Annotated in this window: 19 protein-coding genes and 1 pseudogene; 7 read left to right on the plus strand and 13 right to left on the minus strand. The window is 70.9% G+C overall.

Annotated elements, in window-relative coordinates; translation table 11 throughout:
* Positions 1-14: 14 nt before the first annotated feature.
* Positions 15-872 carry a histidinol-phosphatase gene (gene hisN, locus TSH58p_RS32040; RefSeq protein ID WP_109069033.1) on the minus strand — a complete coding sequence of 286 codons (858 nt, stop codon included), beginning with the start codon at positions 870-872 and terminating at the stop codon, positions 15-17.
* Between the two features lie 209 nt (positions 873-1,081).
* On the opposite strand from hisN, the gene TSH58p_RS32045 reads away from it, so the two are divergent.
* From TSH58p_RS32045 to TSH58p_RS32070, 6 genes are all read left to right on the plus strand, one after another.
* Positions 1,082-2,056 (plus strand): ABC transporter substrate-binding protein, encoded by a 975-nt coding sequence (locus TSH58p_RS32045; RefSeq protein ID WP_109069087.1) that lies wholly within the window; start codon positions 1,082-1,084, stop codon positions 2,054-2,056.
* Between the two features lie 200 nt (positions 2,057-2,256).
* Positions 2,257-3,264 (plus strand): ABC transporter ATP-binding protein, encoded by a 1,008-nt coding sequence (locus tag TSH58p_RS32050; RefSeq protein WP_109069034.1) that lies wholly within the window; start codon positions 2,257-2,259, stop codon positions 3,262-3,264.
* Positions 3,261-4,961: an ABC transporter permease subunit gene (locus TSH58p_RS32055; protein ID WP_199230069.1), complete on the plus strand. Its 1,701-nt coding sequence runs from the start codon at positions 3,261-3,263 to the stop codon at positions 4,959-4,961. Before TSH58p_RS32050 ends, TSH58p_RS32055 begins: the two co-directional genes overlap by 4 nt.
* Positions 4,962-4,964: 3 nt before the next feature.
* The gene (locus TSH58p_RS32060; RefSeq protein WP_109069035.1) at positions 4,965-5,720 is read left to right on the plus strand and encodes a DeoR/GlpR family DNA-binding transcription regulator; all 756 of its coding nucleotides are present in this window, start codon (positions 4,965-4,967) and stop codon (positions 5,718-5,720) included.
* A 166-nt stretch (positions 5,721-5,886) separates the two neighbouring features.
* A complete protein-coding gene (locus TSH58p_RS34765) occupies positions 5,887-6,708 on the plus strand; it encodes a lysozyme (RefSeq protein ID WP_109069036.1) in 822 nt (273 codons plus the stop codon).
* Between the two features lie 140 nt (positions 6,709-6,848).
* Positions 6,849-10,865, plus strand: coding sequence for a tetratricopeptide repeat protein (locus tag TSH58p_RS32070; RefSeq protein WP_158282574.1), 4,017 nt, complete (start codon positions 6,849-6,851; stop codon positions 10,863-10,865).
* A gap of 27 nt (positions 10,866-10,892) precedes the next feature.
* On the opposite strand, the gene TSH58p_RS32075 is transcribed toward TSH58p_RS32070, so the two are convergent.
* From TSH58p_RS32075 to TSH58p_RS32120, 10 genes are all read right to left on the minus strand, one after another.
* The gene (locus TSH58p_RS32075) at positions 10,893-11,663 is read right to left on the minus strand and encodes a short-chain dehydrogenase/reductase (protein ID WP_109069038.1); all 771 of its coding nucleotides are present in this window, start codon (positions 11,661-11,663) and stop codon (positions 10,893-10,895) included.
* A gap of 3 nt (positions 11,664-11,666) precedes the next feature.
* Positions 11,667-12,569: a polysaccharide deacetylase family protein gene (locus TSH58p_RS32080; protein WP_109069039.1), complete on the minus strand. Its 903-nt coding sequence runs from the start codon at positions 12,567-12,569 to the stop codon at positions 11,667-11,669.
* A complete protein-coding gene (locus TSH58p_RS32085; RefSeq protein WP_109069040.1) occupies positions 12,566-13,333 on the minus strand; it encodes an ABC transporter ATP-binding protein in 768 nt (255 codons plus the stop codon). The genes TSH58p_RS32080 and TSH58p_RS32085 overlap by 4 nt, the downstream gene beginning before the upstream one ends.
* Positions 13,334-13,348: 15 nt before the next feature.
* Entirely contained in the window at positions 13,349-14,230 is an 882-nt protein-coding gene (locus TSH58p_RS32090) for an ABC transporter permease (protein WP_109069041.1), read from the minus strand.
* Between the two features lie 79 nt (positions 14,231-14,309).
* Positions 14,310-15,296 (minus strand): ABC transporter substrate-binding protein, encoded by a 987-nt coding sequence (locus TSH58p_RS32095; protein WP_051658660.1) that lies wholly within the window; start codon positions 15,294-15,296, stop codon positions 14,310-14,312.
* A gap of 51 nt (positions 15,297-15,347) precedes the next feature.
* Positions 15,348-16,157, minus strand: coding sequence for an enoyl-CoA hydratase (locus TSH58p_RS32100; RefSeq protein WP_109069042.1), 810 nt, complete (start codon positions 16,155-16,157; stop codon positions 15,348-15,350).
* Positions 16,157-17,350 carry a CaiB/BaiF CoA-transferase family protein gene (locus TSH58p_RS32105; RefSeq protein ID WP_109069043.1) on the minus strand — a complete coding sequence of 398 codons (1,194 nt, stop codon included), beginning with the start codon at positions 17,348-17,350 and terminating at the stop codon, positions 16,157-16,159. Before TSH58p_RS32105 ends, TSH58p_RS32100 begins: the two co-directional genes overlap by 1 nt.
* Entirely contained in the window at positions 17,347-18,735 is a 1,389-nt protein-coding gene (locus TSH58p_RS32110; RefSeq protein ID WP_109069044.1) for an amidase, read from the minus strand. Before TSH58p_RS32110 ends, TSH58p_RS32105 begins: the two co-directional genes overlap by 4 nt.
* Positions 18,736-18,830: 95 nt before the next feature.
* Positions 18,831-19,733, minus strand: coding sequence for a LysR family transcriptional regulator (locus tag TSH58p_RS32115; protein ID WP_109069045.1), 903 nt, complete (start codon positions 19,731-19,733; stop codon positions 18,831-18,833).
* 121 nt (positions 19,734-19,854) lie between these two features.
* Positions 19,855-20,637, minus strand: a complete 783-nt coding sequence (locus TSH58p_RS32120; protein WP_109069046.1) for a FadR/GntR family transcriptional regulator — start codon at positions 20,635-20,637, stop codon at positions 19,855-19,857.
* A 157-nt stretch (positions 20,638-20,794) separates the two neighbouring features.
* Between TSH58p_RS32120 and TSH58p_RS32125 the strand changes: the two genes are divergently transcribed.
* A complete protein-coding gene (locus tag TSH58p_RS32125) occupies positions 20,795-21,151 on the plus strand; it encodes a hypothetical protein (protein ID WP_109069047.1) in 357 nt (118 codons plus the stop codon).
* Here TSH58p_RS32125 and TSH58p_RS32130 read toward each other — a convergent pair.
* Both TSH58p_RS32130 and TSH58p_RS33480 read right to left on the minus strand, forming a co-directional pair.
* Positions 21,147-21,344, minus strand: a pseudogene (locus TSH58p_RS32130) (IS6 family transposase); the annotation flags it as partial. The gene TSH58p_RS32125 and the pseudogene TSH58p_RS32130 overlap by 5 nt on opposite strands.
* Positions 21,345-21,884: 540 nt before the next feature.
* A complete protein-coding gene (locus TSH58p_RS33480) occupies positions 21,885-22,412 on the minus strand; it encodes a hypothetical protein (protein ID WP_146205838.1) in 528 nt (175 codons plus the stop codon).
* Positions 22,413-22,435 lie beyond the last annotated feature (23 nt).

Consider the following 22,435-nt stretch of genomic DNA (forward strand, 5'->3'; position numbering starts at 1 on the left):
CTCGGTTCGTCCGCTCAACCCGCCGCCCGCGCGATGGCGGCGATGGTCTCGGCGTGCAGGTCGGCGGTGGCGGCGGCGACCACGCGCCCGTCGGAGTCCATGGTCAGCGGCTTGCCCTCCCAGTCCGTGATGACCCCGCCGGCCCCCTCGATCACCGGCTGCATGGCCAGATAATCATAGGGCTGGAGCCCGGCCTCGATCACCAGATCGATGAGGCCGGCGGCGACCAGCCCGTAGATGTAGCAGTCGCCGCCGAAGCGCCGCGTCCGCGCCTGCCGGCTGACCGTTTCGAACACCCGCAGCCCCGCCGCGTCGAAGGCGTCGGGCGAGGTGGTGTAGACCGTGGCGTCGGCCAGCCGGCGGCAGTCGCGCGCGCGGCAGGGCCGCTCCGCTCCCGTCCCGTCGCTGTAGAGTGTGGGGGCGCCGGCGCGTCCCGTCCAGCGTTCGCCCAGCACCGGCATGTCGATCACCCCGACCGCCGGGACCCCGCGCTCCAGCACCGCCAGAAGCGTGCCGTAGACCGGCCAGCCGCTGATGAAGCTGCGCGTGCCGTCGATGGGGTCGATCACCCAGACGATCTCGGAGTCGAGGCGGTCGCGCCCATGCTCCTCCCCGAAGATTCCGTGGTCCGGGAAGCGCTCGGCGATGCGGCGGCGCAGGGCGGCCTCCACCTCGCGGTCGGCGATGGTCACCGGGCTGTCGTCGGGCTTGGTGTCGATGGCGACCGGCGTGCGGAACCAGCGGCGGGACAGGACGCGCGCCTCGTCCGCCAGGGCGGCGGCGAAGCTGGCCAGTTCCCCGGCCAACTCCCCGGCCGGGTCCCCGGTCAACGCCGCACGGTCGATGGTCGCGTCCTTGGTGATGGGGCTCATGATTTGCCTTATTTTTGTGCGGCTGCGCAAATGCACGCCAACTGTGCAATCATGGTAGACACAAACGCACAGAAGTGCAAACCTCCACTTAAATCCACGGCGGGCAGGGGCTCGCCACCGGCCGGGGCGCCGGGAAAGGGCATGCGGAACAGAGGGGATTGGCGATGGTGGAGTTTGCTGGGAAGTCGCTGCTGGCCGGCGTGGTCCTGATGGGCGCGGCGGTGCTGCCGACCGTCGCGCAGGCCGGGACGCTGACCGTCTACACGGCGCTGGAGGAGGACGAGATCGCCGACTATGTGGCCGCGGCGAAGAAGGACCTGCCGGACATCGACCTGAAGGTGCTGCGCCTGTCCACCGGCGACCTCGGCGCCCGCATGCTGGCCGAGGCGTCCAACCCGCAGCACGACGTGATCTGGGGCTGGGCCGTCACCAACATGCTCGACCCGCGCGTCATGGCGCTGGTCGAGCCCTACGCCGCCAAGGGCTCCGACGTGCTGCCGGCCGCCTACAAGGGGGCGGACGCGAGCTGGTTCGCCGCCACCGGCTACATGGCCGCCTTCTGCGTCAACACCGAGCTTCTGAAGGCCAAGAACCTGCCGGTCCCGACCTCCTGGAAGGACCTGACCAACCCGGTCTACAAGGGCGAGGTGGTGATGCCCAACCCGGTCTCCTCGGGCACCGGCTATCTCCAGATCGCCGCCATCCTGCAGAGCCAGGGCAACGAGAAGGGCTGGCAGTTCCTGAAGACGCTGGACGGCAACATCGCCCAGTACATCAAGTCCGGCTCCAAGCCCTGCAAGTCGGCCCGCTCGGGCGAGTTCGCCATCGGCACCTCGCTGGCCTTCGCGGCCATCAAGTCGGTCGAGGAGGGCTTCCCGCTCAAGATGGTCATCCCGACCGACGGCGCCGGCTACGAGCTTGAGGCGTCGGCTCTGATGAAGACGTCGAAGAACAAGGAGGACGCCAAGCGCTTCCTCGACTGGACCCTGTCGCCGAAGGCCGCCGCGCTCTACACCAAGTACAAGGAGATCGTGACGATCCCCGGCGCCCCGGTCGCCAAGGCCGCTGAGGAGGCCGGCCTGCCGGCGGACGTCCGGACGGTCCTCTACCCGATGGACTTCGCCAAGTCCGCGGCGGAGCGCGACGCCATCCTGAAGACCTGGCAGGGCAGCATCGGCCGCTGAGGCCCGGTTTCCCTCTCCCTCGCCCCTCTGGGGAGGGTGAGGGGGCCGGTGCGCCACAGGCGCACCGCCAAGGGGCATGCTGCCCCTTGGCAATCCCCTGGCACAGGCTGTGCCTGTGCTGCCCCCTCACCCTGACCCTCTCCCCGGAGGGGAGAGGAAAGACAAACGGGCCTTTCGCCCCCGCTCCAGATGGCCGCGCCATGGATTTGCAGATCAAGAACCTCCTGAAGACCTTCGACGGCTTCGTCGCCCTCGACCGCATCAACCTGACCGTGGAGGAGCGGGAATTCGTCTGCCTGCTGGGGCCGAGCGGCTGCGGCAAGACCACGCTGCTGCGCATCGTCGCCGGGCTGATGCCCTACGACACGGGGGAGCTGCTGATGGGCGGACGGGACCTCGGCGCCGTGCCGGCGCGCGACCGCGGTTTCGGCATCGTCTTCCAGTCCTATTCGCTGTTTCCCAACATGACGGTGGCCGAGAACATCGGCTACGGCCTGAAGATCCGCAAGGCGCCCGGCGGCCGCATCGCCGCGCGGGTGAAGGAGCTTCTGGAACTGATCAAGCTGCCGCAGGTTGCCGACCGCTACCCCTGGCAGCTCTCCGGCGGGCAGCAGCAGCGCGTGGCGCTGGCCCGCGCGCTGGCCGTCGATCCGTCGCTGATCCTGCTGGACGAGCCGCTGTCGGCGCTCGACGCCCGCGTGCGCGCCGACCTGCGGGCGGAGATCCGCGACGTGCAGCGCCGGCTGGGCATCCCCACCATCATGGTCACCCACGACCAGGAGGAGGCGCTGACCCTGGCCGACAAGGTGGTCTGCATGAACCACGGGCTGATCGAGCAGGTCGGCACGCCGCAGGACCTCTACCTGCGCCCGCGCACCCGCTTCGTGGCCGACTTCATGGGCAGCAGCAACCTGTTGCCGACCGGCTGGGTGCGCGACGCCATGCCCCACCTGCTGTCCGGCCGTCCGGACGGGGCGGAGAACGCCTATGAGGCCTGCGTCCGCCCGGAGCGGGTCGCCGTCGCCGCGGCGGCGGAGGGGGAGGGGCGGGTGATCGACCTGACCTTCCTCGGCAACATCCGGCGGCTGCGCCTGTCCTGGCGGGGGCGGGAGCTGCTGGCCGAGACCCACCAGGACCCCGGCGTCGGTCCGGGCGCGGCGGTGGACGTGTCGGTGGCGGCGGACGCCTGCGCCTGGGTGCGCGCATGACCATGCCCGCCCTGACCCTTCCCGGCAAGACGCCCAACACGGCCCGGCCCCGCCGCCTGCACCGCCCGCTGGACGAGCGGCTGCTCTACGGCGCCTGCGTGCTGGTGCCGGTGGTGGCGCTGGCCCTGTTCTTCCTGCTGCCGCTGGGCACCATCGTCTGGCGCAGCGTCCTGGAGGAGGAGGGCGGCGTCGGCCTCGCCAACTATCTGGCCCTGTTCCAGACGCCGGGCATCCTGCGCGCGGTCGGCAACAGCCTGCTGGTCGGTGCTGCCACCACGGCGGTCTGCCTGCTGCTCGGCTTCATGGTCGCCTACGCCGTGCAGCGCACCCGCATCCCGGGCAAGCGCTTCGTCTCGGCGGCGCTCTCGCTGCCGCTGCTGGCGCCCTCGCTGGTGCTGGGTCTCGGCCTGATCTTCCTGCTGGGCCGCAACGGGCTGGTCAGCAATCTGATCGGCACGCGGCTGAACATCTACGGCTTCCCCGGGCTGCTGATCGCCAACGTGCTCTATGCGCTGCCCCAGGCGGTGCTGATCATCCAGGCGGCGCTGCGCCAGTCCGACGCCCGCTACTACGACGCGGCGGAGGTGATGGGGGCGACGCGCTGGCAGCAATTCCTCGGCATCACCCTGCCCAACGTGAAGTTCGGCCTGCTCAGCGCCGGCTTCGTGGTGTTCACCGTGACGATCACCGATTTCGGCAACGCGGTGACCATCGGCGGCGACTTCTCCGTCCTGGCGACCGAGATCTACAACCAGGTCACCGGCCAGATGAGGTTCGGCATCGGCGCCGCGGTCGGCATCCTGCTGCTGCTGCCCACCGGCATCGCCGTCTACATCGAGCGGGTGGCCGCCCAGCGCCAGTTCGGCACCGCCTCGGAAAGCGCCCTGCCGCCGGTGCCCGACTACGTGCCGCTGCGCGACATCCCGCTGTTCCTCGCCACCATGACGCTGGCGCTGTCCATCGTGGCGGTGGTGGCGACGGTCGTCTTCGCCAGCTTCGTCCGGCTGTGGCCCTACCGGCTGGACCTCACGCTCAAGCATTACTCGATCACGCTCAGCGGCGGCTACGACCCGCTGTGGACCTCGCTCGCCGTGTCGGCGGGGGCGGCGGCGATCGGCACGGCGCTGCTCTTCGCCCTGGTGCTGGGGCTGCGGCGGATGCCGCCGGGGGTGGCGAAGGCGGTCTATCTGCTGGCCGTCCTGCCGGTCGGCGTGCCCGGACTGGTGCTCGGCCTGTCCTACATCTTCGCCTTCAACCTTGCGGGAACGCCGCTGCACATGCTGTATGGCACGGTGCTTCTGCTGGCGCTGTGCAACTTCTACCACTACCACACGCAGGGTTTCCTCACGATGGTCACCGGAATGCGCGCCGTGCCCCCGGCGCTGGAGGAGGCGGCGAGCTGCCTCGGCGGCGGCGTCCTGCGGGTGCTCGGCGACGTGGTGGTGCCGGTGATGGTGCCGACGCTGCTGTCGGTCTTCTTCTTCCTGTTCATGCGCTCCATGGTCACGCTGTCGGCGATCATCTTCCTGGTCACCCCCTCGACAAACCTCGCCGCGGTGACGGTGATGCGGCTGGACGAGGCGGGGTTCGTGTCGCAGGCGGCGGCCTTCTCCACCTGCATCATGGCGGCGGTCGCGGCGGCGGCGCTGGCGATGCGCGGCGCCCTGTCGCTGGCGACCCGGCGCAAGGCGGCCTGAGCGATGCTTCAGGAGGAACGCCACCAGCGCATCCGCGCCCTGCTGACGGCGCTGCACCGGGTGTCCACCGACCGCATTGCCGGGGACCTCGGCGTGTCGCGCGAGACGGTGCGGCGCGACATCGTGGAGCTGGAATCGCGCGGCGAGCTGCGCCGGGTCCATGGCGGCGTCGTCGCCGTGGGGCCGGAGCCGGAACCACCCATCGCCGTGCGCAGCCAGGTCCGCCTGAAGGAGAAGCGGGCCATCGCCAAGGCGGCGGCGCGGCTGGTCTCGCCCGGCCAGACGCTGTTCCTCGACTTCGGCAGCACGGTGTCGGCCCTGGCGGAGGAGCTGGCGAGCCTGCCCGGCCTGACCATTGTCACCAACTCCTTCGACGTGGCGCAGACCGTCGCCAACCAGAACCGCAGCCGGGTGGTCCTGCTGGGCGGCCGGGTGGACGAGGGGCTGCCCGCCACCTTCGGCGAGGGCACGGTGGCGGAGATCCACCGCTACCGCGCCGACATGGCGCTGCTGTCGCCGGTGGCGCTGCACCCCCGCTACGGCGCCACCAGCTTCGACCCGCGCGAGGCGGAGGTGGCCCGCGCCATGGTCGCCAACGCCGGCCGCACGGTGATCCTGGCCGACCACAGCAAGATCGGGCAGGCCAGCCGCGTCAGCTTCTGCCCGGTGGAGGGCATCGACACGCTGGTCACCGACGCCCGCTCGCGCGATCTGCCGGAGCTGGCCGCGCTGGCGGTGCCGGACATGGTGTTCGCTTAGCCCGGCTCCGGGGAAAGAAAGCGCTTTACAAGAAAAGGAAAATAATCCTTACTGACTGGCGTCAGCACCCGAATTGCGCCCGCCCGGCTCCGCCGTGGCGGGCGTCGTCGTTTTCGGCCGTGTTCTCCGCCGGCGACACCCGTCCCGACCCTTCGCAGGAGCGACCATGACCACCACCCTCCGGGCGGCACCGCCGCCCGCCGCGCTCGATCTGGCCCGTCATTTCGAGGGCTTGTCCCGAACCGCCTACCGCTGCCCCGCCGGAGTCTGGACCATCGGCTACGGCCACACCCAGGCCGTCACCCCCGGCGACACCGTCACGACCGAACAGGCCGAGCGCCTGCTCGCCGACGATCTGGCCGAGGCCGCCGCAGTGGTAAATGGCGCCGTGACCGTGCCGCTGACCGACGGGCAGCGGGCCGCGCTGATCGATTTCGTCTTCAACGTCGGGCCGGGGCGGGCCAGGAAGGGCAAGGACCCGGGGAAGGACGGCTTCGTCCGTCTGCGCAGCGGAAAGCCCTCCACCCTGCTGCGCAAGCTGAACGCCGGTGACGCTGAGGGCGCCGCCGGCGAATTCGGCGCGTGGGTCCATGGTGGCGGCCGGCTGCTGCCCGGTCTGGTGCGGCGCCGGCGCGCCGAGGAGCTGCTGTTCCGCGGGGCGGACTGGCGGCGCGCCCTGGATGATGGGCCGATGGCGCAGACGGTCGAACCGGCGGCGCCCTCCGTTCCTGCCGGCGCCGTCCGCGCCGCCGCGGGGACGCTGGCGGTCGGCGGGTCTCTCGGCGTGGTGGCCGAGGTGCTGGCGCCGGTGCTGCAGGTGACCCAGCAGGTGCAGGACCTCGCCGAACGGGCGCAGGACGTGTCCACGGGGATCCGGGGGCTGGCCGGATGGCTCGGGTGGGCGCCGTCGCCGGCGGTGGCGGTGCTGTTCACCGGTCTGGTGGTGACGCTGGCCCTGCTGTGGCGGGAGCGCCGCTCCGGCGGCTGACCGCAGGGACGGCGCGTCCTGACGGGCGGTGTCGTGGAGGTGGGCGTCGGCGCGGACCCGAAGTCGCGTGCGTTGGCGGTGGCGGATGTGCTGTACTCCACCCGCCGCTCCAACCCCGCGAGTCCCGATTCGTCGCCGCCATGCCGACTCCCGCCGATCCCGGATATCCCGCCGCCCAAACCGCCCCCCAAAGCGCGGAGGCCGTGCTGCGCGGCATCCTGGCCGTCGATGGCAGCAACGAGGAGGCGTGGCTCCGGCTGGGCGGCCTCGCGCTCAAGGAGGGGCGTCACAGCCGCGCCGCGCGCTGCTTCGCGCGCGTCATGCTGCTCGCCCCTGACCGGGCGCAGGCCATGCACAATCTGGCCGAGGCGCTGCGCCTGACCGGGCGGAAGGGACGGGCGTCCATCGCCTTCAGCCGGGCCTTGCGGCTCCGTCCGGACTACCCGAAGGCGCTGACGGCCTTCGCCATGATGATGCAGGACCAGGGCACGGGAGGCGTGGCGCGCCGTCTGGCCGTCCGCGCCCTGATCGCCGACCCGGCCTTCGCCACGGGATGGCGGAATCTGGCGATGCTGTTCCAACCCCTGAACCAGCCGGACACCGTGGTCCGGCTGATGCGCCGGGCGGCGCTGTCCGATCCCGGCAACACCGGCGTCCAGGCCGCCCACGGCGTCGCCCTGTGCGAGATCAAGGAGACCCGCCGCGCCGTGGAGGCGCTGCACCGCGCCGTCGCGCTGGCTCCGGGTGAGGCCGAGCCTCTGGGCCACCTCGCCTACGGCCTGATGCATGCCGGCGATTGCGACGGGGCCCTGCTGGCGTCGTCGCGGTGCCGCCGCATCGACCCGATGGCGGCGGCGGCGGACGCGCAGGAATCCCTGGCCTGGATGATGATGGGCGACTTCCGGCGCGGCGACGCGGCGATCCGGCGCGCCGTCACGCTCGACCCCGGCAATTCCGGGATTCTGGTCAACGCGGCGCTGTTCCGGCACACGCTGGACGACGGGGCGGCCAGCCTGCGCTGGAGCAAGCGCGCCCTGCGGCTGGACCCGGACAGCAGCGTCGGGCGCTTCAACCTGTCGCTGACTCTGCTCCGGCACGGCGATTTCCGCCATGGCTGGGCGCTCTACGAGGCGCGCTGGTCGATGTGGGGCAACGCCTTTCCGCGCCACGCCCCGGCCTGGGACGGCGGTCCGCTGAACGGGCGGAGCATCCTGCTGACCGCCGAGCAGGGGCACGGCGACACGCTGCAGTTCGTGCGCTACGCCACCCTGCTGGCCGAGCGCGGCGGGCGCGTCGTCCTGCACGTCCAACCCTTGCTGAAGCGCCTGCTCGCCAACACCCCCGGCGTCGCGGCGGTGTACGGGATGGACGAGGAGCCACCGGCCTGCGACCTGTGCGCGCCGCTGCTGAGCCTGCCCGGCCTCGTCGGAACCCGGCTGGACAGCGTTCCCGCCGCCATGCCCTATCTGCGGCCCGACGAGGCCGACCGCCCGGCGTGGCGGGAGCGGCTGGCCGGGGAGCGGCGGCTGAAGGTCGGTCTGGTCTGGGCGGGCGAGCCGCGCAAGGAGGACATGAAGGCCAACTCGGTCGACCGGCGGCGGAGCCTGACGCTGGCCGCCCTCGCGCCGCTGGCCGCCGCGACCGGGACCGTCTTCTACAGCCTGCAGATCGGCGGGGCGGGCGCCCAGGCCAAGGCGCCGCCGCCGGGGATGGAGGTCATCGACTGGACCGGCCACATCCGCGACTTCGCCGACACCGCGGCCTTCATCGCCGAACTCGACCTCGTGGTGACGGTGGACACCTCGGTCTGCCATCTGGCGGGCGGGCTGGGCAAGCCGGTCTGGGTGCTGTCGCGGTTCGACGCCTGCTGGCGCTGGCTCGGCCATCGCGAGGACAGCCCCTGGTACCCGACGATGCGCCTGTTCTACCAGGAGGAGCCGGGCGCCTGGGAGGCTCCCATCGCCCGGCTGGCCGCCGCGCTGACCGCCCTGTCCGCCGGCCGCCGCGCCCTTGGGCCGGAGACCCGGCGGGTTGCGGAACCGGCGCCGGACCCGCTGGGCGCCGGGCTGGCGGCGGCGCTCGCCGCCCACCGCTCCGGACGCCTGGGCGAGGCCGCCGCCGGCTACCGCCGGGCGCTCGCCGCCGATCCGGCGAAGGGCGACGCGCTGCATCTTCTCGGGCTGACGGGGCTGGCCGGCGCCGTACAGGACGGGGCCGGGCGCTGGCTCGACCGCGCCGTCGCCGTCGAGCCGGGGCGCGCGGTCTTCCGCAATTCGCTGGGTGAGTGCCACCGCTCCGCCGACCGGGTGGAGGCCGCCGGGCGGTCCTGCCGGCAGGCCGTCGCGCTCGATCCCGCCTATGCCGAGCCGCAGGTCAACCTCGCCAAACTGTCGGTGGCCGCCGGCCGGCCAGGGACCGGAACCCGGCAGGCCCGGCGCGCGGTGCGCCTGTCGCCCCTGTTGCCGGACGCGTGGCGCAGCCTCGGCCATGCGGCTCTGGAGCAGGGCGAGGCCGTGGTGGCCGAACGGGCCGCCCAACGGACGCTGGCGCTCCTGCCCACCGATGGGGAAGCGCTGGGCCACGCCGCGCGCCTGGCCGGACGGCGCGGCGACCGGGATCTGGCGGAGCGGCTGCTCGGGCGCGTCCTGCGCCTCGCCCCGGAATCGGCGGCGGCGTGGCGCGAGCGGGCCGATCTGTGTCTGAAGAGGGGTGGGCACGCCGTCGCCCTGCCCATGCTGCAACGGGCGCTCGCCCTCGCCCCCGATTTTCCGGAGGCGCTCAACAACCTCGGCGGCGCGCTGCTCGGGCTGCGGCGCCGCGAGGAGGCCGGGCGCCAGTACCGCCGGGCCATCCAGCTCCGCCCCGGCTATCCCGACCCCTGGAACAACGCCGGCAGCGCCTTGCAGGAGCGCGGCGACACCGCCCTGGCCCTGGATCATTACCGGCGCGCGGTGGCGCTGTCCCCCGACCATCCCGTGGCCTACGCGAACATGGGCGAGACGATCCGCTCATCGGCGGCCGGGCTGGCGGATTTCCGGACGGCGGAGGCGCTGTGCCGCCGCGCCCTGACGCTGGTGCCGGACCATGGCGCCGCCCTCAACGCGCTGTCCGTGCTGTGCCTGGACCTGCGGCGCCTGGAGGAGGCGGAGGCCGGTTTCCGTACCCTCATCGGGCGGGACCCGGAGAGCGCCCAGGCCCGCTTCAACCTGTCGCTGGTCCTGCTGACCGGCGGCCGCCTGCGCGAGGGGTGGGAGCATTACGAGGAGCGCTGGCGGATCGGCGAGATTCCGGTTCCCAAGGCGCCGGGCCGGCTGTGGACCGGCGAGCCGCTGGAGGGCCGCAGCATCCTGCTGCACGCCGAGCAGGGCCATGGCGACACGCTGCAATTCGTGCGCTACGCCCCGCTGGTGGCGGAGCGGGGCGGCCGGGTCCATCTGGCCGTCCACAACGGCTTGCGGCGCCTGATGCAGCGCATCCCCGGACTGGAGGGCGTGTACGACCTCTATGGCGGGTTGCCGGCAACGGAGGTCCACTGCCCGCTGCTCAGCCTGCCGCGGGCCTTCGGAACGGAGCTTGGCAGCATCCCCGCGGCCGTCCCCTACCTCTCCGCCGATCCGGCCGAGGTGGAGCGGTGGCGGGCGCGCCTGCCTGCGGACGGGCGGCTCAAGGTCGGGCTCGTGTGGTCCGGCGACCCGCGGCCGCACAGCCCGAAGGCCAACGCGGTGGACCGGCGGCGCAGCCTGACCCTGGCCGCCCTGGCGCCGCTGGCCGCCGCCGGGGACGCGCTGTTCGTCAGCTTGCAGAAGGGCACCCCCGCCGAGCAGGCCAAGGACCCGCCGCCCGGCATGGCGCTGATCGACCCGATGGACGCGGTGACGGATTTCGCGGACACGGCGGCGCTGATGCGCTGCCTGGACCTGATCGTCACCGTGGACACGTCGGTCTGCCATCTGGCGGGCGGGCTGGGCCTGCCGGTCTGGGTGCTGTCGCGCTTTTCCGGCTGCTGGCGCTGGCTCGAACACCGAAAGGACAGCCCCTGGTACCCGACGCTCCGGCTGTTCCACCAGCCCGCCCCCGGCGACTGGGAACCGGCCGTCGCCCAACTGGCGGAGGCGCTGGCGGAGCGTGTGCGTTCCCACGCGGCCCGTCCGGGGTGACCGGGGAGGGCCGTCGCGGGATCCGGTTCAGCGGAACCGTCCGCCGCCGTCCATGTCCACCACGGATCCCGACAGGTAGGCGACGCGCGGCGAGCTGAGGAGCGTGACGAGGGAGGCGATCTCGGACGGCTCGGCGAGGCGCCCGAAGGGAAGATCGCCCAGGGCCTCGGCCCAGCGCTCCTCGTCGTCGAAGCGCGTCTTGGCCCGCTTGCGGTAGACGGCCGCGACCCGGTCGGTGCGCGTCGCCGAGGGATTCACCCCGAAGACGCGGACGTTCCAGTCGGTGCTGCGCGCGCCCACCGCCTGGGTGAAGGCGATGAGGGCGGCGTTGCCCGCCGATCCGCAGGCGTAGTCCCAGCGTGGCGTCATGCCCATCATGCCGATGACGTTGACGATGGTGCCACCACCGCGCTGCCGCATCGCCTCGACGAACAGCTTCGTCATGTGGATGTAGCCGAAGACCTTCAGCTGCCACGCCGCTTCCCATTCGGCCATGCCGAGGTCGAGGACGCTGCCGCCGGGGATCGCCCCGGCGTTGTTGACCAGCACGTCGATTCCGGGAAGCGCCGCGGCGAGCCGTTCGCGGGCCTCCCCGTCGGCGAGGTCGGCGGCCATGGTCTCGACCGCCACCCCGTGGCGCGCGCGGATGCCCGCTGCCGCCGCCTCCAGCGCCGCCGCGTCGCGGGCGACCAGGACGGGCAGGGCGCCCTCGGCGGCGAAGGCCTCGGCGCAGGCGAGGCCGATCCCCTTGGAGCCCCCGGTGACGAGGACCCGCTTGCCGGACAGGTTCAAATCCATCGCTCAGCCCTCCCCCGATTCCGTTGCCGATTCCGCTGCCGGCTCCGCCGCCGCGTACCAGTCGGCGATCTCCGGGCCGGTGGCGAAGGCGACGTGGGGCGAGGCCTGCAACAGGTCCAGCATGGCTTCCAGCTCGTGCAGGCGGTGCGGCACCGCGATCAGGTGCGGGTGCAGGCCGATGGCCAGGACGCGCGGGTGTTCCGCGCATTCCCGCTCGAACAGCCGCAGGGTGTGGCCGAGCCGGCTCAGCATCTCGCCCGTCGCGTGCTTCTCGATGGCGTAGACGATGGAGTCGTTGATCTCCAGGTTGTAGGGCATGGCGAGCAGCGGGCCGTGCGCGGTGCGCATCCAGCTCGGCAGGTCGTCCACCACCCAGTCGAACACATGGTCGATGCCCTGGCGGCGCAGCAGGTCGGGAGTCTGCACCGTCTCGCGCAGGCCGGGGCTCAGCCAGCCGCGCGGGCGCTTGCCGGTGAAGCGCTGGATGCGGTCCAGCGCCGCCTCGATCAGCGCCTCCTCGCCGTCGCCGGCGTGGTTGATCGCCTTCTGGTGCATGCCGTGGCCGATGAACTCCCAGCCGGCGGCGAGCATGGCCTCGGCCGCCTGCGGGTAGGCGTCGATGACCCCGGCGTTGAGGCTGGTCGAGGCGGGCACGCCACGGTCGCGGAACAGCTTCAGGATGCGCGGCAGGCCGCTGCGCATGCCGTAGTCGGCCCAGCTGAAGTTCGGCACGTCCGGCACCGTCTCCCGCCCGTGGGGCGGGGTGATGATGGTGCGCGGCATCGCCTCGTCGAAGCGCCAGTTCTCCACGTTGACAACCAGATGGGCGATGATCCGGCGCCCCTGGAAGTCGGGCAGCGCCGGCCGCGCGTCGGACAGGCGGTAGCTGATCCGGGGGTTGGTCATGCGTGTTCCTTCTGGGCTTCGCGCATCTCGGCCATGATGGCGGCCTTGTGCCGGATGAAGGCGGGATCGGTGAGCTGATCGACGGAGCGGGGCCGCGGCAGGTCCACGGTGATCTCGCGGGTGATCCGCCCCGGCCGGGCCGACATGATGCAGATGCGGTCGGCGAGCAGGATCGCCTCGTCGATGTCGTGCGTGACGAACAGCACCGTGGTGCCGAGCGACTGCCAGACGTCGAGCAGAAGCTGCTGCATGCTCATGCGCGTCTGGGCGTCGAGCGCGCCGAACGGCTCGTCCATCAGCAGCGCCTTGGGGTCCATGACCAGGGCGCGGGCGATGCCGACGCGCTGGCGCATGCCGCCGGAGAGCTGCGAGGGCAGGGAGTGGGCGAAGCGCTCCAGCCCGACGAGGCGGAGAAGCTCGCGGATCTTCGGCTCGTATTCGGCGCGCGGGCGCTTCTGGACGCTCGGCCCGAAGGCGATGTTCTGCTCCACCGTCAGCCAGGGCAGCAGGGCCGCCTCCTGGAAGACGACGGCGCGTTCCGGGCCGGGGCTGTCGACCGTGCCGCCGTTGAAGGACAGCGCGCCGGAGGTCATGTCCTCGAAGCCGGCGATCAGGTTGAGCAGGGTGGATTTCCCGCAGCCCGAGGGGCCGAGCAGGGCGACGAACTCGCCCTCGCCGATGTCGAGGTTGACGCGGTCGAGCGCGACGACCGGCTGCTTGCCGGGATAGGTCTTCACGACCTCGCGGAAACGAATGGTGCCCACGTTTATCTCCGTCCTTTAGCGCGAGGCGGATTGGAGCCGGCGCCAGCGCAGGGCCCAGTGCTCGACGGTGACGATCAGGCGGTCGCTCAGCAGGCCCATGGCCCCGATCGACAGCATGTCGGCGATGACCACGTCCATGCGGCCCACGTAATAGGCATCCCACAGCACGTAGCCGAGCCCCGACTTGACCGCGACCATTTCGGAGACGATGACCGCCGTCCAGGCGATGCCCAGACCGATGCGCAGCCCCGTGAAGATCGCCGGCAGCGCCGCCGGCAGGACCACGCGCCGCAGCACGTCGAAGCGGCTGGCCCCCATCATCTCGGCCGCCCGGATCCAGTTGCGGTCGACGTCGCGGGCGCCGTGCGTGGCGTTCACCACGATTGGGTAGAAGCCGCCGAGAGCGATCAGGAAGATCGCGCCCATGTCCTGGATGCCGAACACGGCGATGGAGAAGGGCAGCCACGCGGTGATGGGAATGGGGCGCAGAAGCTGGATCGTCGGGTCCACGGTGCCGGACACGGCGCGGCTCCAGCCGATCATGACGCCCGCCGGGATGCCGATGGCCATGGCGAGCACGAAGCCCTGGGCGACCCGCATCGACGAGAACAGCACGTTGCTCAGCCAGGTGCCGCTGTAGGGGTTGAGGCCCATGCCCTGCGGGCCGAAGGCCCAGACGACCCAGGCGTCCCAGACCCGGTCGGGCGTCGGCAGCACGCCGCCGGCCAGCGAGCCGCCCGATCCGGCGAGCTGCCACGCCGCGATCACCAGGACGGGCAGCAGCGCCGCGCGCAGCGCCGCCCCGGTCCGGCCCGCCGGGAACAGGCCCCGGCCCTTCACCTTCGGAGCCGCCGGCACGGGGGCCGCGTCCAGGGCTCTTGCGGGCGCGTCATTCATCACTCCAGTCCTCCGCCATTCTTGTCGGCCGCCACGCTGTCGGAAGGCCGCCCGCCGGAGCGGGCGGCGGCTTGCCGTGTCACTGCGCCTTCTCGACGAAGGAGGCGTCCCAGTACTTCTCGATGTCGCCCGACACGTCCTTCGGGATGACGCCCAGCTCGTTGAAGGCCTTGGCCTGACGCTTGATCTGGTCGACCGTGGTGACGGAGCCAAGCTCGATCACCTTGGACGCCTCGGCGGCGAGCTTGGTGTCGAGGCCGGTCAGCGACGCGTAGGCCTTGGTGAACTCGTCCGGCGAGGCGGCGAGCTTCTTCTGCGCCTGCAGATAGGCCCAGACGAACCGCTCCATGGCGGGGCGCTTCTCGGCCATCGACTTGCGGTTGGCGGCCAGCATGCCGAGCTCCGCGCCGACCGACTTGGACTGGCTGTATTCGAGATTCTTGGCGAAGAAGCCGTAGCCCTCCATCACGGGGATGGATTCGAAGGGCTCCCAGGTGACGATGGCGTCGACCTCGCCGCGCTGCAGGGCCTGGTCGAAGTTGGCGCCGCCGCCCTGGATGTTCACGGCCTGGAAGCTGTTGTAGGGGATGTTCTTCTCGGTCAGGGTCGCGGCGAACTGGAACCACACCGCTGAACCGGGGGCGATGGCGACCTTCTTGCCCTTGAGGTCGTCCCAGCTGTCGAGCTTCACGCCCTTGCGGCCGATCACGTATTTCGGGGAGCTGCCGACGCCCATGACGCCGACCATGTCGGTGGCGCCCTGGGCCAGCGAGATGGCGAGGTCGGCCGGTCCGACGGTGGCCATGTCGAGGGAGCCGGCGAGCAGCGCGGTGCGCGCGTCGGCGTAGCGGGCGAACTCGACCGTTTTCAGCTCGACCCCGAGCTTCTTGAGGTCGTCGGTGATCATCACCACCGGGGCGAGATGGCCCACCTTCTGATAGCCCACCGTCAGCTCGACCGGCTTCGGCAGGGGAGCGGGTTCCGCCGCGCGCGCGGCGGGTGACAAGGCCAGACATCCGGCGATGACCGCGCCGATGGTGTTGAGACCCAGATGCTTCCAGTTCATGACTTGTCTCCCTGTTTATGGTTCGCCGCCCCGTGGGGCCGATCCTCCGCCTTACTTTCCCTTGAACCCGGGTTCTCTTTTTTGCGCGAAGGCGGCACGCCCCTCCGCGTAATCGGCGCTGGCGAAGCAGCGGGCGACGAGCGCGTCCACCGTCCCGGTGTCAGCTTGCCCGTCGGTCCGCAGCGCTTCCAGCATGGCCCGTTTCGCCGCGCGCAGCGTCAGCGGCGCGTTTCCGGCGATCAGGCCGATATAGTCCTCCACCGCGCCGTCGAAGGCGGACGCGGCGGCCACGCGCTGGACAATGCCGAGGCTCGCCGCCTCGTCCGCCGTCACGATGCGCGCGCTGAACAGCAGGTCGGCGGCGGCGGCGGCGCCCATCCGCTGCACGACGAGGCGCACCAGGGGGAAGCCGTAGCCGAGCCCGAGCCGGGCGCCCGGCATGCGGAAGCGCGCGCCGTCGTCGCTGAGCCGCAGGTCGCAGCACAGCGCCAGCTCCAGCCCGCCGCCGAAGCAGACGCCGCGGATGGCGGCCACCGTCGGCACGGGGGCTTCGAGAAGCGCCTCGGTCGCCGCCGACACCGCCTCCTCATAGGCGGCGGCCTGGGCGGCGTCGGCGCGGACGGTGCCGAATTCGGAAATGTCGGCCCCGGCGGAGAAGGCGCGTTCTCCAGCACCGCGGACCAGCAGGACGCGGACCTCGGGATCGGCCACGGCGCTTGCGATGCGCTCGGGCAGGGACCGCCACATCTCCAGCGTCATCGCGTTCAGCCGCCGGGGCTGGTCGAGCGTCAGGCGGGCGATTCCGCCGGACACGTCGAGCCCCACCACGCCGCCAACCGCTCCCGGTTCCTGATCGGACATCAGACGATCCCCTGCGCCTTGAGGGCGGCGACGTCCGCCGGGGACAGCCCGATGGCGCCCAGCACCTCCGCCGTGTGCTCGCCCGCGTCGGGGGCGGGCCGTTCGATGCGGGCGGGCGTGCGCGACAGGCCGACGGGCTGGCCGACGAGGCGCATGGCGCCGCGCGCGGGATGCTCGCAGGGCACGGCGATGCCGAGATGCCCGACCTGCGGGTCGGCGAAGACCTCGTCCATGCGGTAGATCGGTCCCGCCGGAACCCCTTCCTCCTCCAGCCGCGCCAGCCAGTCCGCGGTCTTGCGGGTGCGGAACACCTCCTCCAGCAGCGGCTTGAGCGTGGGACGGTTGCGGAAGCGCTGCTCCTGCGTGGCGAACTCGGGGGCGTCGGCAAGGTCCTCTCGCTCGATGGCCCGGCAGAAGGACCGCCACTGCCCGTCGCCGCCGACGCCGATGTTCAGGTGGCCGTCGGCCGTCGCCATCACGCCCATGGGGGTCGAATAGGGATGGTCGTTGCCCGCCGGTTGCGGAACCTCGCCCTCCACCAGATAGCGGGCGGCCTGGAAATCCATCAGGGCGATCTGGGATTCCAGGAGGGAGGTCTGGACCCATTGCCCCTCGCCGGAGCGGTCGCGTTCCGACAGGGCGACCAGGATGCCGATGGCGGCGTAGAGGCCGGAGGCGCTGTCGGCGACCGCGATGCCGGCGCGGACCGGTCCCTGGCCGGGAAGGCCGGTCACGCTCATCAGCCCGCCCATGCCCTGGGCGATCTGGTCGAAGCCGGCGCGGTCGCGGTACGGGCCGGTCTGGCCGTAGCCGGAGATCGAGGCCAGGATGATCCGTGGATTCACCGCCCGCAGCGCCTCGTAGCCGATGCCGAGGCGGTCCTTCACGTCGGGCCGGTAGTTCTCCACCACCACGTCCGCCGTGCGCACCAGTTCGAGGAACAGGTCCCGGCCCTGCGGGGTGCGGAGGTTGAGCGAGAGCGACCGCTTGTTGCGGTGCAGGTTCAGCATGTCGTAGCCGTGCCGGGGGCCGCTCATCCCCTCGTTGCGGTCGACGCCCGGCGGCGCCTCGACCTTGATGACGTCCGCCCCGAAGTCGGCGAGCACGCGGCAGCAGGTCGGGCCGGCGCGCACGCGCGTGAGATCCAGGACTCGGATGTGCTCAAGAGCTTTTGCGGGTTCGGATCGGGTCATGAGCCACGCTCTGCAAGAGGGCTGGGAAAATCGGTGATCTCGCTGGGCCGCCGCCGGTGCCAGCCGGTCCGCGCCTGCAGCGCCGCGGCCAGGGCCAGCAGCGGGCCGTCCGTTCCCGGACGGCCGACGATCTGGAGCGCCACCGGCATCCCGCGGTCGTCGAAGCCGGCCGGGACGGCGACCGCCGGCAGGCCGAGGGCGTTGACGAAGCGGGTGTAGGCGCTGAGCTGGTAGAGGGTCGCCGCGCGGAAGGCCGGGGAGGCCGGATCGGCCACGGCGACCGGCGGCGTGCGGATCGGCATGACCGGCAGCAGGAGGGCGCCGGCTGCGCCGAACAGGCTGTCGAGGATGGGTGCCGTGGCGCCGGACAGCACCGCCTTCGCCGCGGCGAGGCGGTCCGGCGCGATGTCCAGACCTTTGGCGAGCCGCCGGGCGAGGGTCGGGTCCCGCGCGGCGAGGGCGTGCCCGCCATGCTGGGCCGCCGCTTCGGCCTGGAGAATGAGGAAGAGGGGATCGGACAGTGATTCGATGGCGGGCAGGCCCGGCCGCTCATCCAATGAGACGCCGCAGGCGGCGATGGCCTCGGCGGCCTCGCGGCACGCCGTCCGGACCGGCGCTTCGGAGGCCGCGAGCGCATCGGACAGCAGGGCGACACGGGCCGGCGGTTCGGATGGGAACTCCATACCCGTTGCCAGAACGGGCGCCAGGAGAACGGGCGCCATGAGTTGGATGTCGCGCGCGCTGCGCGCCAGCAGTCCGATGGTGTCGAGGCTCGGGGCCAGAGTCATCGCCCCGGCGACCGGCACCGCGCCGTAGGTCGGCTTCCAGGCGGTGACGCCGCAGGCCTGCGCCGGGATGCGCAGCGACCCGGCGGTGTCCGATCCCAGCGCGGCGAACACCGCGCCGGCCGCCACCGCGACCGCCGACCCGGAGGAGGAGCCACCGGGGACGATGTCGCGGCTCCAGGGGTTGAACGCCTTGCCCACGCCGGAGGGCTCGTAGGCCAGGGCCGTCATGGTGGTGAAGCCGATCCGCCGCGCCCCGGCCCTGTCGAGCCGTTCGAGCACCGCCGCCGCCCGTTCCGGTGCCGTCCCGGCAGCGTCCTCCGCCGCGCCGGGAAGGCCGCAGCCGGGCGAGCGCCCGACGCTGTCGAACATGTCCTTGGCGGCGTAGGGCAGGCCGGCCAGCGGACCGGTGATTTCCGGTTCGGCGGCGCCAAGCTCGACGAAGCAGCCGAAGCGGGCCTGAACCTCCGGCGCCCAGGCCGCGCAGGCCGCGGCGGCGTCCTTGCGCGCCGCCGATGGGAGCCCGCTCCAATCCGCGAAACCGGGCCCGGCCCCGTCGGGGTCGTCAGGAACATCGGGGTTCTGGATGGTCCAGGACATTCGGCCCACTCCCTCATCTCTGAGCCTGATGATGAGGGTCTGCACAGTTGCCTAGAAGAACAATTGCGACACACCTGATTTCGAATTTCTCGAAATCACGGCTTCGGCAGGGCCTGCTCCCGCAGGAAATCCAGGAGCCTCTGACTCGGCGCGTCCAGCGCGTCCGGGGAGCGGACGCAAATCTCGAAGCTGCGCTCCGCCCACTCCTCGTCGAGGGCGACCAGTTCCACGCCGAGCGCGGTCGACAGGGGCTGGACGGCGCGCTTCGGCAGGACCCCGACGCCCAGCCCCAGGCTGATCATCTGGCACATCACCTCGAAGCTGCGGACCTGGACGCGCACCTTGATGAAGCGGCCCTCCGCCCGCGCCCGCTCGGCGAGCAGCCCGTGCACGGCGGTCCCGCCCTCCAGCGCCACATGCTCCTCGTCCAGAAGCTCGGTGAAGCGCAGGCTGGGCCGGTCGGCCAGACGGTGCCCGCGCGGCAGCGCCACCCACAGCCGGTCCTTGGCGTAGGGGTAGCGGACCAGCCCCTCCGTCCCCCGGCCGCCGACGATGACCCCGATGTCGGCCTTCTTGCGGTAGAGCGCATCCAGCGTGTCGGCGCTGGGGCGTTCCTCCAGCTCCAGCTTGATGCCGGGATTCTCGGCGGCGAAGCGCGAGAGGTCTGCGGCGAGGCATTCCACCAGCGCGGAGGACGATGCGTAGACGCGGACATGGCCGCGCACGCCGGACCGGTATTCGGCGAGCATCGCCTCAAGCTGCGCCCCCAGATAGACCATGTCGTGGGCGTAGCGGAGCACGAGCAGGCCGGCCGGGGTCGGCTCGATGCCGTGCGGGCGCCGCTTCAGCAGCGGCATCCCGGCATCGTGCTCCAGCAGCCGGATGCGCCGGCTGGCGGCGGACACCGCCAGATTCAGGGCCTCGCTGGCGCGGCTCAGGCTTTTCAGCTCGCAGGCTTTCACGAACAGCCGAAGCGTCGCCAAGTCATGGTGAAGCACGGTCCACTCACCCCATCCGGAATTCACCGGCCATCCGCAACCCGCCGGCCCTCCCAGAGTGCCATTACCGGCGCGGGCGGGCGAGTGCGTTGACAGGGTGACGGGATTCAGGGAGACCGGATCACAGCGACAGGTCGAGCACGCGTCCCTCGAACACGCGGTCGCGCGACCCCTCCAGATGCCGGCGCATGCGGGCGCGCGCGGTGTCGGCGTCGCGGTTGCGGATCGCCTCGAAGATGCCCCGGTGCTCCTCCAGAACGTGGGAGAGCCCGCCGCTCGGTCCCAGCAGCGACGAGCCGTGGAACTTCATGCCGACGGCGATGTGGTCCTTCAGGGCCTGCATCGACGACGCGTAATAATGGTTGTTCGCGGCGTCCGCGATGGCGGCGTGGAAGGCGAAATCCGCGTCGTCCCGGTGCCGGTGGGCGCGGGTCGCGTCGGCCATCAGGTCGAGCGCCGCCACGATGTTGGACAGCGCCGCGTCGTTCCAGCGCAGGGCGGCGTGGTAGGCGTGGTCCGGCTCGATGGTCAGGCGGAATTCGTAGCAGCGCTGGATGTCGGCGATGGTCTCGACGGGCGCATAGCCGAGCAGCGGCCGGCTTTCCTCCACCGTCGCCCGCACGAAGCTGCCGGCGCCCTGGCGCGAGTAGATCATCCCCTCGTCGCGCAGCCGGCGCAGCGCCTCGCGCACGATGGGACGCGAGACCTGGAAGCGCGTGGCGAGTTCGTTCTCCCCCGGCAACCGCTCGTTCGGCTGGTAGTCGCCGGCGCTGATCTGGGTCAGCAGAAGCTGGTAGACGCGCTGGACGAGAGGCGTGTGGCGCGCCCGCGCCGCGGTGTGGCCCTCGCCATCCCCGGGCATCGGCGAAGCGCCGTCCTCCATCCCCCGATCGCGCGAATCCATGCGGTTTTCTCCTGCGACACCCTGCCAACTTGTAAAGATGTAAACCCATTCGGGCGGGTGGTTCAAGCGGAAAAGCAGCAATCAACATTACAACATGTTGACAGGTGATTTGTTGTGTGTCTCAATGATCCCGCCTTGAACAACGGGTCGGGATGCCATGCCGCCGCTTCACCTGATCGCCGACGACCTGACCGGCGCGCTGGACAGCGCGGCGGCCTTCGCCGGTCCGGCCCGCCCGGTCGCGGTCCATTGGGACGGCGTTCCGGCCGGTCTGGCGGCGGGCGTCTCGGTGGCCCTGGACACCGGCACGCGCGACATCGGCGACGCCGCGGCGGCCCGGCGGCGGGTGACGGCGCTGGCGACCCGCCTGCCGGCCGGGGGCGGGTGTTGCTTTCTTCTGAAAATTTTCTTTGAAAAATCTGAGCGCCAAAGACATTGTTTTCTCAACACCAGAGCGACCCTCTCCCTCCGGAATCAATGGTCTAATCAGAGTTTTTTTAAGGAAAGTTTCTAATAGCAAACTCACGACCGACCTTCAGCCCCCACTGGCGCACCGTCTCGTGGCTGACGGTGATGCCGCGCGCCGCCAGCAGCTCCTCGACCATCCGCAGACTGAGCGGAAAGCGGAAGTACAGCCAATCCGCCGTCGCAATGATCTCGGCTGGATAGCGAAAGCCGGCGTAGCGGGGATCGGGACGCGTCGTCATGCCGTCCCATACCCCGCCTCCGTCGACCCGGGCAACTGAGTGATCAACAAGTTGACAGTGCCTGCGCCAGTACCTGTGGTTCGAACAGGCCGCTATGTCGCCCCATGAGGGTGACATGCTCAAAGTGCAGCCGATCCTCCGACGGCTCGTCGACGCCGCCTGCTACGCGCCGTAATCCCAATCACCCCGTACCGCTGCTGGATTTATGAACCGGCTCCTAGCCGAGACGGCAATTTTGTAATGCGCAAAGTCGAACTATCGCAGAAGAGGAACAACCATCGGTTTGTTCTCGAGAGAGCGAACATCACTATTATAGCCAAAAATTAGATATCCAGCAATGGCTATCAATCCCACGGCAGCAGTGATCTTTATTGCCAGGATGATGAGGCATTTGTATTGGGCTCTTTCCATTGGCTTCCTGCGGCTGTGCGTCATGTTCATTATCCTGAGAGAGCTGGATATATTTTTGCGACGCGAGGCGCCCGAACGTTCTCAACTTTTCTTGATCTGCGAACGCCGAAGTCCGTTCGGTCCATGCCGTTAACGCCGACCACCCAACCTACCGCCACCCACCCTGCCTCCACTAAAGCTGCCGCGATCAAACGAGCCGGTCCGGGCTCCTGCACCACTGCGATCCAGGCCACCGCTGGATCCTGCCGGGAAGCGCGATGGCCCGGCCGCGGCAGGTGTCACGGAACGGAGCGTCCCATCGCGGACGCGGGTCTGCATGCTGGAAACCACCTGTTGTCGCTTCTCCGCATCCAAGCCGCTCCATGCTTGTTGCACGCGCTCGCGCTCGTCGGCGCTGAGAGCGTTCCACCGGTCCCGAATTTGCTCCTTCTCCTCGGGTGAGAGCGTGTCCCATTTCTGCTTGAGCGCGGCCTTCTGCTCGTCGGTCAACCCGGCGAGAAAGTCCACGTCACCCTCATCATAGTAGTAGACCCAATCGTCACCATAGGATGGGTAGCCCCAAGGATCGTTCACATAAGCAACGCTTCCCGAGCCGGCACAGCCGGCCAGGACGACGCCCCCCAATGCTCCCGCCAGAAATCCGCGTCGCGACCACATGCCGATCGCTCCCTTGTTTGCAG

The sequence above is a fragment of the Azospirillum sp. TSH58 genome (assembly GCF_003119115.1).
Lineage (GTDB): Bacteria > Pseudomonadota > Alphaproteobacteria > Azospirillales > Azospirillaceae > Azospirillum.